The organism is Streptomyces sp. NPDC048269 (genome assembly GCF_040652395.1).
In the GTDB taxonomy this organism is placed as follows: domain Bacteria; phylum Actinomycetota; class Actinomycetes; order Streptomycetales; family Streptomycetaceae; genus Streptomyces.
This window is the reverse complement of sequence record NZ_JBEZLW010000026.1, coordinates 1-12,746: the sequence shown is the minus strand read 5'-3', so window position 1 is coordinate 12,746 and position 12,746 is coordinate 1. Positions and strand designations below refer to the sequence as shown.

Below are 12,746 nucleotides of genomic sequence, written 5' to 3'. Positions count from 1 at the left end.
TCGCGCCGGGCGGCTTCACGCCTCCTGCGGGACCGCGGCGTCCAGGGCGGCGGTGAGGCGGTTCAGGCGGGCCTGGAGGTCGAGGATCTCGGTCAGCTCGAATCCGGTCGCGGTCGCGATCCGCCGCGGTACCTCCGCCGCTCGGGTACGCAACGCCGCGCCCTCCTCGGTGAGGTGGGCGCGCACGGAGCGCTCGTCCTCGGCGCTGCGCTCGCGGCGGACCAGACCGGCCGCCTCCAGTCGCTTGAGCAGCGGGGACAGCGTCCCGGAATCGAGCCGGAGGTGCTGTCCGATCTCCTTGACCGGCAGCTCCCCGTGCTCCCACAGCACCAGCATCACCAGGTACTGCGGGTAGGTCAGGCCCAGGTCCTTGAGGACGACGCGGTAGAGGCCGCCGAAGGCTCGGCTCGCCGCGTTCAGCGCGAAGCAGATCTGGCCGTCCAGGCGCAGGAAGTCCCGGTCGGGGTGGATTGCGGTCGGCTTCTCGGTCATAGGGGCCAGTGTACCCGGGCGGACTTGCGAGGCATTGAATTGTGCACAACTCAATTGCGTGCTCTAATGGTGGAGCGAGGCCGACCGAACGGCCGCCGCAACGGCTCATTTCTGCGAGAGGAACTCCGATGGACGCGCTGTACACCGCTGTCGCCACCGCCAACGGCCGCGAGGGCCGCACCGTCAGCTCCGACGGCCAGCTCGACCTCGCCCTGGCCATGCCCCCGGCGCTCGGCGGCAACGGGCAGGGCACCAACCCCGAGCAGCTCTTCGCGGCCGGTTACGCGGCCTGCTTCGCCAGCGCGCTCGGCCTCGTCGGCCGCCAGGCCAAGGCCGACACCAGCGAGGTCTCCGTCACGGCGGAGGTCTCCATCGGCAAGGACGGCGCCGGCTTCGGCCTGGGCGTGGTCCTGCGCGTCGAGCTCCCCGAGTCCCTGGCGGGCGAGACCGGCACCCTGCTGGTCAAGCAGGCGCACGAGGTCTGCCCGTACTCCCGTGCCACGCGCGGCAACATCGACGTGGACCTCGTGATCGAGTAAAGGTGCCGCACGCCGGGCGGGCGGCCACCATGGAGGGAAACCGACTCGACGGGGGCCGCACGCCAGGAGGCGTCAGTGGGGCACACCTTCGCAACCGACGTACTGGTAGCCGGCGCCGGGCCGGTCGGGCTGACCGCGGCGGTGGAACTCCGCAGGCGCGGGGTCTCCTGCCGGATCGTCGACCGGCTGCCCGCCCGTCTCCCGTTCGCCAAAGCCGTGGGCATCCAGCCGCGCACCCTGGAGATGTGGGACCGCATGGGACTGGTCCGCGCCGCCCTGGACGCGGCCGCCCCGATGCGCGGCCAGCTGGCGTACGTCAACGGCGCGGAGCAGTCGCGCATCGAGCTCTCCTTGCCGCCCGAGGTTCCGTACGGGTTCGCCGCGCTGCCCCAGTACGAGACCGAGCGCATCCTCGAAGAGTTCCTGGCCCGCTTCGGGACCGGGATCGAGCGCGGCGCCGAGCTGGTCTCGTTCGCCCAGGACGCGGACGGGGTGACCAGCCGGCTGGTCACCCCCTCCGGCGCGGAAGAAGAGGTACGGACCCGTTTCCTGGTCGGCTGCGACGGCGCACACAGCATCGTCCGCAAAGGGCTCGGGCTCAGCTACGCGGGCGGCGCGTTCCCCGAGGAGTTCATGCTCGGCGACGTCGAGCTCGACTGGGACCTGCCGCACGAGTACGGCGTCCGCTCCATGCACCGGGGCGAGGACGGCACGGTCGACGACACGCTGGTGTGCATCCCGCTGCCCGGCCCGGGCCGCTACCGGGTGTCCATGAACGTACCGCCCGGGTTCTCGGCCGCGCGGCAGGCCGGGGCCGCCCCCGAGGGCGACGGCATCGCGCACGGCCCGGAGAGCGGCCGGGCCCCCGGGCTCGCCGACATCCAGACCGTCCTGGACCGGTTGTCGCCGCGCCCCACCACCGCCTCGAACATCCGCTGGGCCTCGGTGTTCCGCATCAGCCACCGGATCGTGGACCGCTATGCCGACGGCCGGGTCTTCGTCGCCGGGGACGCCGCGCACATCCACCCGCCGACCGGCGCCCAGGGCATGAACACCGGTATCCAGGACGCCGTGAACCTGGCCTGGAAGCTCGCCCTCGCCGTCGACGGCGGCGCCCACCCCGACCTCCTCGCGAGCTACGACGCCGAACGCCGGCCCGTGGGAGAGGAGGTCGTCGGCCGCACCGTGCGGCACGCCGCCGAGGGAGTCCAGGCCGACCCGGAGGACCCGGCCACGCTGATGCTGCGCGAGGCCCAACTGCTCGTCGGTTACCGGGGCAGCCCGATCGTCGACCCGCCCGGCGAGGGCCCCGGACCCCGCCCCGGCGACCGGGCCCCGGACTGCGGCGGTCTCACCGGACCCATCGCCGTCTACCCGGTGCGGCTGTACGACGTCCTGCGCGAACGCGGACACGTACTCGTGCTGTACGGGAGCGGAGGCGGAGCCGCGAGCGGGAGCGCGGACGGCCGGTGGATCGACGAACTCGCGCGGACGGCACAGGAGTCGTCCCGGGACCGGGTGGAGACCTGCGTGGTGCTCGGCCCCGACGCCCCGACAGCCGGCCGGACCGTGGTGCCGGTCTACCGCGACACCGCCGGCGAGTTCGCCCGCCTGTACGCGGTGGACGGGCCGACGGCATTCGTGATCCGCCCGGACGGCTACCTCGGCGCCCGCCTCTCCCCACCCACGGCACAGGCGCTCCACACGCACCTGGCGGCCACCTTCGCCGCTACGGACGGGGATCCCCCGGCCCGTCATGACCAGCCGTCGGCGCGGGCGGCCTCGCGGCGCCCGCGCTTGCCCAGCGGGGCCAGCGAGAGGTCCTGACCCCGGGACCGGAGCTGCTTGAAGCCGTACCCGCGCTCCGTCAGCCAGCTCTCCGCGGCGAGTTCGGCGCGGGCCGTCGCATCGAGGATGTCCTCCTCGGCCTCACCCGAATCCAGGAAGCGGAAGGTGAAGAAGGGGCGGACGGCAACGTCCTCGTACGCGAGGTGGCCCTCGGCGGTGAACGCCGCGTGCAGCACGTCGTGTTCGGGAGCGGCGGCCATCAGCTCGGCCCGCTGGCCGGCCGTGAGGCCGTCGAAGGAGCCGCGGACGGTGATGCGGAAGGTACGGGAGGTCATCCCCGCACCCTAGAACGCACCCTTCGTCCCCCGCACCGGGATATCCCGCGCGGCGACGGCCGTCGCGCCCGATCCGGCGCCCGGCAAGGACCGAAGACCGGGACCGGCAGCCCGTTTTGGATTGGCGGACGATCCTCAATACGATCCGGCGATGATCACAACAAAACGGCTGGCGGCCGGGGCGTGCGGCCTGCTCGCCGCCCTGGCCGTCGGGCTCTTCCCGGCGAGCGCCACCGCCGCCGACGGACCGACGGCGAAGGAACCCCCGAAGGTCGACCTCGTCCTCGACGTCAGCGGCTCCATGCGGGCGACCGACATCGACGGCCAGTCCCGGATGGTCGCCGCGAAGCAGGCCTTCAACGAGGTCATCGACGCGGTCCCCGACGAAGTGCGGCTCGGCATACGAACCCTGGGAGCCACCTACCCGGGTGAGGACAAGGCCCTCGGCTGCAAGGACACCAAGCAGCTCTACCCGGTCGGGCCGCTCAACCGGACGGAGGCGAAGACCGCCGTCGCGACGCTCGCCCCCACCGGCTGGACGCCGATCGGCCCCGCCCTGCTCGCCGCGGCCCAGGACCTGGACGGCGGCGACGCCACCAAGCGGATCGTGCTCATCACCGACGGCGAGGACACCTGCGCCCCGCTCGACCCGTGCGAAGTGGCGCGCGACATCGCCGCCAAGGGCATTCATCTGGTCATCGACACCCTCGGCCTCGTCCCGGACGCCAAGACCCGGGCCCAGCTCACCTGCATCGCCGAGGCCACCGGCGGTACGTACACCTCCGTGCAGCACACCGCGGAACTCTCCGGCAGGGTGAAACAGCTGGTCGACCGGGCCGCCGACCCCGTGGTCAACCCCGTGGCCACCGAGGGCACAAAGCAGTGCGCGGGCGCCCCGCAGCTGAAGCCCGGCCTCTACAGCGACCGCGAGACCTTCGGCGAACACCGCTGGTACCGGGTCGACGTCCGCCCCGGCCAGGAGCTGCGCGCCTCGGTGAGCATCGCCGCCGACCGCGCCGTCAACAACGACTACGGCGTCCTGCTGCGCGCCACCACCGTGCACGGCCGCGAGATCGTCCGGGGCTCGGAGGCGGGTGACGGACGCACCGACGTCCTGTCGACCGGCCTGCGCTACCCGAAGGCCGAGTCCGACGGCGCGGACGAGGACGCGAAGGACGCGGCGGAGACCGTCTGCATCCAGGTCAGCAACTCCTTCTCCGCGCCCGCTTCCGGCAAGACCACCCCGGGCATGCCCGTCGAGCTGACCATCGACGTGGTGGACGGCCCCGACGAGGCGTCCGACGCCGCCGCCTTCGGCCTCGGCCGCGGCTGGTGGCTGCTGGCCGTCCTGGTGCTCACCGGGCTGGCGGCCGGTGTGGTGTGGGGATGGATCTCACGCTGGCGCATCTCCGTCTGGAGGACCAACTGATGCGTACCGTACGCACACTGACCGCCCCGCTGCTGGCCGCTGCCGCCGCCCTCACGGTGGCGGGACCGGCCGTGGGAACGGCCGCCGCGGACACCCCGTCGGCGAGCCCCAGCCCCAGTACCGGCTCGCCGTCCGGGCAGGGCGGGGCCGCCGCTCCGACCGAGGCCGGTACGAGCTTCCGTACCGCCGCGGCGTTCCGTCCGGGGCAGCGGGCCACCGCCGGCGCGTCCACCGGTGACTACCTCTACTGGGTCCTGCCCGTCGACGCGCAGCAGCGGGTGACCGTGAAGGCAGCGGTCACGCTGCCCGATTCCGCCACCCGGCACGGCGCCGCGACCTGGCAGCTCGACGTGTACGACGGTCTGCGCCGCCGGCAGGCGTGCACCTACGGCATGCAGTCCCGGGCCGCGGCCAAGGACGCCGCCTCGGTGGAGCTGTCCTGCACCCTGCGCACGGTCCGCGCCGCGGCCGAGCAGTGGGCCAACGACCCGCTCCCGGGCAGCTACTACGTGCGTCTGACCGTCGTCGACCTGCCGGAGGAGGACCTCGGCCTGCCGGTACGCGCGTCCGTGGAGGCCTCGGTGCGGGAGACCGGCGGCGCCCAGGCCGTGGACGGCGCTCTCGCCGCCCCGCTGGTCCCGGCCACCGTGACCGGATCGCTGCGCGAACCCGAGGACGGCTGGTCCGGGGGCTGGTGGTCGGACCGCTGGCTCTGGACGGCGGCCGGAGGGATCCTGGGCGCCCTCGCGGGCATCTTCGGCTACTCCCTGACGCGCGGCGCGGGCCGCCCGTCCCGGGTGCCGCCCCAGGCCTGACAGCGCACTGCGGCAGACGGCCGCGGGCCCGGGAACACCTCCCCGGGGCCGCGGCCGTCCGCGTGGAATGGCACGTGCTGCGGGTATGAGCGGGCCGCGCCGGGGCAGGCGTGCAGCATGAGCTTCCAGCATCCCGCGGAGAAGGAGAAGAAGGGCGACGGCGGGATCGGCCGCTTCGAGAAGCTGGCCGAGCTCGCCTCCAACTTCACGAGTTCCGCCCTCTTCTCGATGCTGTGCGTGGCCCTCGTGGCGGGCTACATCGCCGCTCACGTGGCCCGCCTGCCGATCGAATGGCAGCACCTCGCGGGCGATGCGATGGCCGCCGTCTCCCTCCTCCTGCTGGCCTTGCTCAAGAATTCCGAGCGCCGCGCCGAGCACGCCATCCAGCGCAAGCTGGACGCCATCGCCGCCGCCCTCCTGGACCAGCAGGAGGGCGAGCCGCGCCAGGCCCACAAGGACCTGGAGGACGCGATCGGGATGGAAGAGCGCCATTAGACCCGGTCCAGACCGCGCTGCGCGATCGCGCCTACGTCTGCCGCGCCTACGTCTGCAGGGCAAGTGCCACGAGAAGTGCGGCCGCGCCCACCGCCAGCCAGGCCAGGTAGTCGCCGAGCAGTCCCGAATGCAGACGCCGCAGCGGCACCACCGCCTGCGCCGCCGACCGGAGCAGCGAAGCCGGGGCCCGGCCGAACAGCGCACACCACGTCAGCAGGCAGGCCAGCAGAGTCGAGACCGTCCCGAGCCCGACCCCCTCCGCCGTCCAGCCCGTGTGCGGCGGCTGTGCGGCACCGGCGCCCCCGCCCGGGATTCCGGCCACGGCAGCCGCGTAACCGGAGCGGTCGGTGAACAGGGCCCCGCCGTGCGCCAAGCTCTCCGCGACGGCCGGTACGCAGCCGACCAGCAGGCACAGGCCCAGCAGCACGGCCGGCACCGCCACCAGGGGCCAGGGCAGCCGCCCGCGTCCCGGGCGGACCTCCGGTTCCTCGCCCTCACCGGTGGTCTCGGCCTCGCCCGGGCGCTCGCGCGGCCGGTGACCCGCCCCCCGGAAGACCCGCGCCGCCGCCCGCAGCACGGTCGCCCCCGTCACCGCGGAGGTCAGGACGAACACCGCGGCCAGCGCGTCCCCCGCCTCCTCCTCGGCCAGCGCCTTGCCCAGGCCGGTGCCGAAGGGCGGCAGCCCCGCCAGCACCAGGCCGCCCAGTCCGAACAGCGCGCCGACCGCCCGGTGCCGACGGGCCCGTCCGTACAGGCCGTGCTCGTCCACCGAACCGAACCGGTTCAGCAGTACGCCGCACAGCCCGAACAGCGCCGCCTTCGCACAGCCGTGCCCCGCCACGTACACCGCGGTCGCCGCGGCGCCGGCCGGGGTGAGCAGGGCGATCCCGACCAGGAACAGCCCCACGTGGCTCACGGTCGAGAAGGCCAGCATCCGCTTCAGGTGCCGCTGCTGCCAGCACATGAGGGCGCCCAGCAGCGCCGTGACCACGCCCAGGGCCACGAAGGTGTTCCGGAAGGCGCCCAGCGGCAGCCCGCCGGGCCCGGAGAACACCGTCCAGTAGACGCGGGCCGTGCCGTACACCCCCGTTTCGACCATGACACCGGACATCAGCATGCAGACGGGCGTGGGCGCGACCGCGTGGGCGTCGGGCAGCCAGAAGTGGAACGGCACGGCTGCGGCCTTCACCAGCATCGCGGTGACGACGAGGACGAAGGCGACCACCGTGAGCACGTCCGTCGGCCGCCCCGCGAGCCGCTCCCCGAGCCGGGCGAGATTCAGCTCGCCCGTACGGCCGTACAGCAGGGTGATGCCCAGGAGCGAGCAGTACGCGGCGAACGAGGTGACCAGGGCGAAGGTGAGGGCGCCCTGGAGGGGCCTCGGGTCCTCGATGCGGTAACCGGTGAGGGCGTACGCGGCGACGCTCATCAGCTCGAAGAAGACGAACGCGTTGAACAGGTCGGCGGTGAGGACGAAACCGGCCATCCCCGCCTCGAAGAGCAGGAGCAGCGCGGGGAAGAGGCCTGCCCGGTCTCCCGACGGCTCGTCGAAGTACCGCCAGGAGTAGACGAGTACGGCGAGGACCAGCGCCGAAGCGAGCAGGGCCAGTCCCGCCCCGACCGGGTCGGCGGCGAGCACGATGCCCACCCCCGCGGGCAGACCGCCGATCCTGGCCGTCGCCCGCTCGGCTGCGTGGGGCCACAGCAGGACCAGGCAGACCAGATCCGCCCCGGCGGTCGCGGTCGCGAGGACGTCGCAGCCCAGCCGGGGCAGCCACCGGCCGGCCACGGCCAGCAGGGCCGCGCCGATCAGCGGGACGGCAACGGCGAGCGGCAGCAGGACGGCCGGGGCGGCCGGCACCCCGTCAGCCCCGGAGCCCGGTCAGCGCCCGCGGGTCGATCGTCCCGTGGCGTTTGCGCAGCTGGATGGTGAGGGCGAGCAGCAGCGCCGTCACCGTCGCGCCGACCACGATGTCGGTGAGGGTGAGGGCCTGTACGACGGGATCCACCACGGGGCGGCTGCCGGGCTCCAGGTCCCCGAAGACGGGGGCCGTGCCACCGCGGCGGTAGCCGACACCGAGCAGCATCAGATACGTGGACGACTGCGCGACGGCGAGGCAGCCGACCGCGTGGATGAGATTGCGGCTGGTCACCAGCCCGTAGAGGGCCACCAGCAGCACCCATACGGCGGCCAGGAACGGCACGGCGCCCATCAGTTCCGGTCCTCCGGTCGGTCGGATCCACCGATCTCGACCGCCTGGTCGAGGAAGTGGGCGAGGAGCACCACCAGGCCCGAGCCCACCTCGACCCCCACGGCGGCGTTGAAGAGCGGGACGAAGCCGCCCGAGGTGATCTGGCCGAACGCGCCCAGCGGGAGCACGTTCTCCAGGTACGCACCGCCCGCCGCGAGACCGGCCAGGCCCATCACCGTGAACGACACGGCGGCCAGCGCGTCCGTGACGTCGAGGACGGTGAGTGGCCGGACCTTCTCCAGCACCCGGTAGTCGGCCGCGAGGTAGGCGAGGTGGAGGGCGGTCGCCAGCACCACACCGCCCTGGAACCCGCCGCCGGGCGTGAGCTGCCCGTGGGCGACGACGTACACACCGACGACCAGGGCGACGGGCAGCAGGACGGCGCCGAACAGCCGTGTGGTGGGGAGGGAGTGCCCGGGCCGGGGCCGTCCCTTGTGCTCGTCGCGGGCCAGCCGCAGCAGCAGGGTGGACGCCAGCACGGTCACGAACAGGATGGACTCCTCGACGAGGGTGTCGAGCGCCCGGAGGTCGAAGTTGACGGAGGAGACCACGTTCGCCGTGTGGTGGGCGAGCGCCGCGGCCACCGCGCGGTCGCCGTACGGATGGACGTCCGTACCGAAGGGCGGCAGCCGCAGGCAGGCGGCCGCGAGGAAGCCGGCGAGCACGGCGGCGGCCGGGACGAAGAGCAGCAGCCTGGTCCGGTCCTTCACCGCCCCTCCTCCGTGGCCGCAGCCGGATCCGTGGCCGTGCCCGTATCCGTATCCGTATCCGCATCCGGCTCGTCGGCGTCGGCGGGTTCGAGGCGGACCTTGCGGGTGGTGAGCAGGATCAGCAGCGGGCGTCAGCGCCGTGCCGACCGCCAGCTGGGACATGGCCACGTCCGGGGCCTGGAGCACGGTGAACAGGACCGCCAGCGCCAGCCCGAGGACCGCCAGCGCGGCGGCCTGGCGTACCGGCTCCCGGCACAGCACGGAGATCGTCGCGGCCACCACGACCAGCAGCAGGGAGACAGCGGTCAGCGCGTCAGTCACGGCGTCCCGCCCCGGTCTCCGCGGGCGCCTCCGGCGCCTCGGTGGTGACGTTCCCGACCGCGATGGTGCTCACGGTCCCGCCGACGGCCATGAGCAAGCCGATCAGCAGCGTCTTGACGGCCGCCCGCCCCGGTCCCTGCTCCACCGCGACGGATAGCGCGATCAGCACCACGCCGAGGCCGTTCGCGGGGGCCAGCGCGTGCAGCCGCGAGTAGGGGCCCGGCAGCAGCACCAGGGCCGCCGCGGCCAGCAGGACGCAGGCAACTCCGGCCCAGAGCAGGGCCAGTGCCGCCCCGTGCGCGGCCGTCATCTCAGCCGCCCTCGGACCGTGGCCGGCCGCCGACGAAACGGGTGAACACCAGGACGCCCGCCGGGGAGAGGACGGCCAGGACCAGCGCCAGGTCCTGGTAGGAGGACCGGTCGTACGCCTCCGGCAGGACCAGGAAGAGGGCGCCGGTGACGGTACCGGCCAGGCAGACGCCCGCCAGCCGGTGCACCGCGCTGCCCCGGGCCGAAGCCCACATGCACGCGGGAAAGGCGGCCACGAGGAGCACGAGGGCCGCCGCCGACCAGGCGTTCACCGGCCGTCGCCCGAACGGCGGGCCACCGCCCGCTCGATGGCGCCGCCGCCGTCGACGGTGTGCACGACGACCTCCGCCGTCCCCTCGGGGACGTCGAGGACGCACGTGTCGGCGGACCAGCCCAGGGCCGTCGCCGCCCAGCCCGCGTCCGTCCCCTCGCGCAGCCGGATCCGGCGGACGCGTCCGCTGCCCGGCCCGCGCCGCAGCAGGACCGGTACGAGGACCCGTACCAGCGTGGCGCAGCCCCGCGCGGCCGTGAACGGCAGTACTCCGAGCGCCCGCAGCGCTCCGGCCGTGCCCCGTACCCGTACCCCGGCCGCCCGTCTCGTCCGGACCGCGACAAGGGCCGCGCCCGCCGCACCGGAGCCGGCCACGGCCAGTTCGACCGGGCTGAGTGAACTGACCACCACGAGGGACACCCCCGCCAGGACCGCCCACCAGCAGGCCGTTTCGACCACCGTGCCGCGCACCTGCCTCCCCTTCGCCGGACCGCAGAGACAGATTCTCCGCATGCACCGGGTGGTCGCCGCCGGTCGGGGCAGCCTGACGCGGGGGATGTCATCCGTACGGGTGGCGGTGTCCTAGCCGAGTCGGGTGAGCCGGGTGCCGAACGAGGGCTCGGCCAGGTCGCCCTGGACGGCCACGGGCACGCTCTTCGCCCCGCCCCCCTCACCGGCCGTCAGCACGCCGATCTCCGACCCGGCCTTCGCCGTGTGCGGTACCGGCGCCGCCCCGGTTCCGAGGGTGAGCTGCAGCCGCTGGCCCGGTACGCCGACCACGTTCAGGTCCTTCGTGGCCACCAGCGGGGTACGGCCGCCGAGCCCGTCGTCCACGTACCCCACCAGCTGCCCCTTGCGGACGACCGGGGCCGACGCGAGTGCCTCCCGTACCGCTTCGATGATCTTCTTGCTGTTCGCCTTCACCAGGATCAGGCTGTTGGCGCCGTCCGGGTCCGGTCCCTCCACGTGCTGGTCCATCAGCGTGCCGAGGATCAGCGGGGTTTCGTCGCCGACCGACTTGTACGCCGCCCACATCAGGGCTCCGCCGGCGGGCGTGCTGGAGCCGGTCTTGATGCCCCGGATGCTCAGGCCCTGGGCCGTGAGGGTGTCGTTGTTGTTGATGATCGGCTGGGGCAGACCCTTGATCGTGGCGTTCGGCAGGGCGACGATCGCGCGGAACGACTCGTCCTTCATGACCGCCTCGGCGAGCTTCAGCTGGTCGGCGGCGGTGCTGACGGTCCCCGCGTCCAGGCCGCTGGGATCGGTGTACGTGGTGTCACGCATGCCGAGTTCTCTGGCGGCGGCGTTCATCTTCTCGACGAACGCCGCCTCGGAGTCGCTGCCGGTGTCCCAGCGCGCCAGCAGGCGGGCGACGTTGTTGGCCGAGGGGATCATGAGCATCTTGAGCATGTCCTGCTGGCTGAACTTCGTGCCGGCGGTGAGTCCTTCGACGCGGGACTCGTGCTCGGAGGTGCCGTCCGTCACGGCCTTCGCGTCGACCTCGATGGAGGGGCCGGGATCGGTCTTGCGCAGCGGGTGGTTCTTGAGGATGACGTAGGCCGTCATCACCTTGGCGACGCTGGCGGTCGGGACGGGCTTCTGTTCACCGAAGGTGCCGATGTCGCCGGAGCCGGGGACGCGGACGGCGCCCTGTCCCTTGGCTGGCCAGGGGATGGAGAACTGCCCGTCGAGGGTGCGGTCGGGCGCGTCGGCGACGACCGTGGGGGCGGGCAGGGGGCGCAGCAACTGGGCCCCGGTGAACGCGCCTGTGAGGAGCAGCAGGATCGGGGTCCACACCTTGACGCGGCGCAGCGCGGTCCGGCGGGGGGTCTCCGGCGGGGGAGGGGTGTTGGTGAGCTCGGCCAACAGGTCCAGCGGGGGCATCGGTGCCGCGGTCTTGGCCCCGGACTCGGCCGGGGGCGGCGGGTGCGCCGGGCCCGGGCCCGGGGTCTGGGCGGGTGCGGGGGTGTCCAGGGGCTTGAGCGCGACGAACTGACTGGTCTTCTCGGAGTCGCGCTCGGCCCCCCGCGCCCAGGAGGGCACCCGCCGGGGCGGACCCGCCGACGCGGCGGAGGCGTCGTCCCGGTCCCCGGGCCCCGTCCCGGGCGCGGTCTCGGCAGTCCCGGCGGCCTCGGCCTTCGGCGCGTGGTTCTCGGCGTCGGCGTCGGCGTCCTCGGTGTCGGCCGTGGCGTCGGGCCCGGGTCCGGCGTCGGTCGTGGTGTCGGTGGGCTCGGCGGTTTCGGTGGTCTCCGGGCCGTCGGGCCCGGATTCGGCCTCGGCGGCCTCCGCAGCGTCCGCCTCCGCAGCGTCGGCGTTCGGAGCGTCGGTGTTCGGAGCGTCAGCGTTCGGAGCGTCGGGCTCGGTGTCGGGGTGGGCGTCGTGCGTTGCCTCGGGCCCGGGTTCGGTCGGGGCCTCCGGGGCTTCCGCAGCCTCGGTCTTCGGCGCGTCGGGCTCGGCGTCTGCGTCGTGCGTTGCCTCGGGCCCGAGGTCGGCCTCCTCGGCCTTCACAGCGGCGGCATCGGCGTCGGCCTCCTCGGCATGCTCCGTCGCGTCGGGCCCGGTTCCGGCCTCCGGCTCGGTGGTCTCCGGGCCGCCGGCCTCGGACTCGTCCACAGCCCCGGGCGCGTCAGGCACCCCGTCAGCGGTGCCGTCCGCGTCGTCGGACACGACGGAGTCCTTGTGGTCCCCGCCTTCGGCTGCCGGGGCGGTCTCCTCCGCTTCGTCCGGACCGGCGGGAGAGTCCTCGACGGACTCGGACTCGGACGCGGCTTCGGACTCGGACTCTGACTCGGACACAGCTTCGGCTTCCGCTTCGGCCTCCGCCTCGGAGCCGGCCGCCGCGGGTTCCTCCACGACCGTGTCGGGTTCCGCTTCCGGGAGCGTCTTCTCGTCGGGCTCCGACCGTTCCGAGGAACCGCCCGCCACCGTTACCGCCTTCATCCCAGCCCCGCCTTGCCGCTCATACCCGACGGCCGCCCGCCACCGCCCAC

Annotated in this window: 14 protein-coding genes; 5 read left to right on the top strand and 9 right to left on the bottom strand. The window is 73.7% G+C overall.

The window, feature by feature from the left end; translation table 11 throughout:
• Positions 1-15: 15 nt before the first annotated feature.
• Positions 16-492 carry a MarR family transcriptional regulator gene (locus AB0D48_RS24745; RefSeq protein ID WP_362400870.1) on the bottom strand — a complete coding sequence of 159 codons (477 nt, stop codon included), beginning with the start codon at positions 490-492 and terminating at the stop codon, positions 16-18.
• 128 nt (positions 493-620) lie between these two features.
• Here AB0D48_RS24745 and AB0D48_RS24740 point away from each other — a divergent pair, with 128 nt between their 5' ends.
• Both AB0D48_RS24740 and AB0D48_RS24735 read left to right on the top strand, forming a co-directional pair.
• The gene (locus AB0D48_RS24740; RefSeq protein WP_328929362.1) at positions 621-1,031 is read left to right on the top strand and encodes an organic hydroperoxide resistance protein; all 411 of its coding nucleotides are present in this window, start codon (positions 621-623) and stop codon (positions 1,029-1,031) included.
• A gap of 75 nt (positions 1,032-1,106) precedes the next feature.
• Positions 1,107-2,858 carry an FAD-dependent monooxygenase gene (locus tag AB0D48_RS24735; protein ID WP_362400866.1) on the top strand — a complete coding sequence of 584 codons (1,752 nt, stop codon included), beginning with the start codon at positions 1,107-1,109 and terminating at the stop codon, positions 2,856-2,858.
• Here AB0D48_RS24735 and AB0D48_RS24730 read toward each other — a convergent pair.
• Positions 2,786-3,154, bottom strand: coding sequence for a DUF6204 family protein (locus AB0D48_RS24730; RefSeq protein WP_362400863.1), 369 nt, complete (start codon positions 3,152-3,154; stop codon positions 2,786-2,788). The two genes, AB0D48_RS24735 and AB0D48_RS24730, sit on opposite strands and share 73 nt — an antisense overlap.
• A 151-nt stretch (positions 3,155-3,305) precedes the next feature.
• Here AB0D48_RS24730 and AB0D48_RS24725 point away from each other — a divergent pair, with 151 nt between their 5' ends.
• The 3 genes from AB0D48_RS24725 to AB0D48_RS24715 all read left to right on the top strand — a co-directional run bounded on the left by AB0D48_RS24725 (position 3,306) and on the right by AB0D48_RS24715 (position 5,893).
• Positions 3,306-4,583: a VWA domain-containing protein gene (locus tag AB0D48_RS24725; protein WP_362400860.1), complete on the top strand. Its 1,278-nt coding sequence runs from the start codon at positions 3,306-3,308 to the stop codon at positions 4,581-4,583.
• Positions 4,583-5,398 (top strand): hypothetical protein, encoded by an 816-nt coding sequence (locus tag AB0D48_RS24720; RefSeq protein ID WP_362400857.1) that lies wholly within the window; start codon positions 4,583-4,585, stop codon positions 5,396-5,398. The genes AB0D48_RS24725 and AB0D48_RS24720 overlap by 1 nt, the downstream gene beginning before the upstream one ends.
• Before the next feature lie 117 nt (positions 5,399-5,515).
• Entirely contained in the window at positions 5,516-5,893 is a 378-nt protein-coding gene (locus AB0D48_RS24715; protein WP_362400854.1) for a hypothetical protein, read from the top strand.
• A gap of 46 nt (positions 5,894-5,939) precedes the next feature.
• Here AB0D48_RS24715 and AB0D48_RS24710 read toward each other — a convergent pair whose 3' ends face one another.
• The 7 genes from AB0D48_RS24710 to AB0D48_RS24680 form a co-directional block, all read right to left on the bottom strand.
• On the bottom strand, positions 5,940-7,754 hold the full coding sequence (locus tag AB0D48_RS24710) for a complex I subunit 5 family protein (protein ID WP_362400851.1): 1,815 nt from the start codon (positions 7,752-7,754) through the stop codon (positions 5,940-5,942).
• 4 nt (positions 7,755-7,758) lie between these two features.
• The gene (locus tag AB0D48_RS24705) at positions 7,759-8,106 is read right to left on the bottom strand and encodes a cation:proton antiporter subunit C (RefSeq protein WP_362400848.1); all 348 of its coding nucleotides are present in this window, start codon (positions 8,104-8,106) and stop codon (positions 7,759-7,761) included.
• Entirely contained in the window at positions 8,106-9,176 is a 1,071-nt protein-coding gene (locus tag AB0D48_RS24700; RefSeq protein ID WP_362400845.1) for an MnhB domain-containing protein, read from the bottom strand. The genes AB0D48_RS24705 and AB0D48_RS24700 overlap by 1 nt, the downstream gene beginning before the upstream one ends.
• Positions 9,169-9,486: a monovalent cation/H(+) antiporter subunit G gene (locus tag AB0D48_RS24695; RefSeq protein ID WP_362400842.1), complete on the bottom strand. Its 318-nt coding sequence runs from the start codon at positions 9,484-9,486 to the stop codon at positions 9,169-9,171. The genes AB0D48_RS24700 and AB0D48_RS24695 overlap by 8 nt, the downstream gene beginning before the upstream one ends.
• A 1-nt stretch (position 9,487) precedes the next feature.
• Entirely contained in the window at positions 9,488-9,757 is a 270-nt protein-coding gene (locus AB0D48_RS24690; RefSeq protein WP_362400839.1) for an MrpF/PhaF family protein, read from the bottom strand.
• Positions 9,754-10,227: a hypothetical protein gene (locus AB0D48_RS24685; RefSeq protein WP_362400836.1), complete on the bottom strand. Its 474-nt coding sequence runs from the start codon at positions 10,225-10,227 to the stop codon at positions 9,754-9,756. The genes AB0D48_RS24690 and AB0D48_RS24685 overlap by 4 nt, the downstream gene beginning before the upstream one ends.
• A 111-nt stretch (positions 10,228-10,338) precedes the next feature.
• Positions 10,339-12,696: a serine hydrolase gene (locus AB0D48_RS24680; protein WP_362400833.1), complete on the bottom strand. Its 2,358-nt coding sequence runs from the start codon at positions 12,694-12,696 to the stop codon at positions 10,339-10,341.
• Positions 12,697-12,746 lie beyond the last annotated feature (50 nt).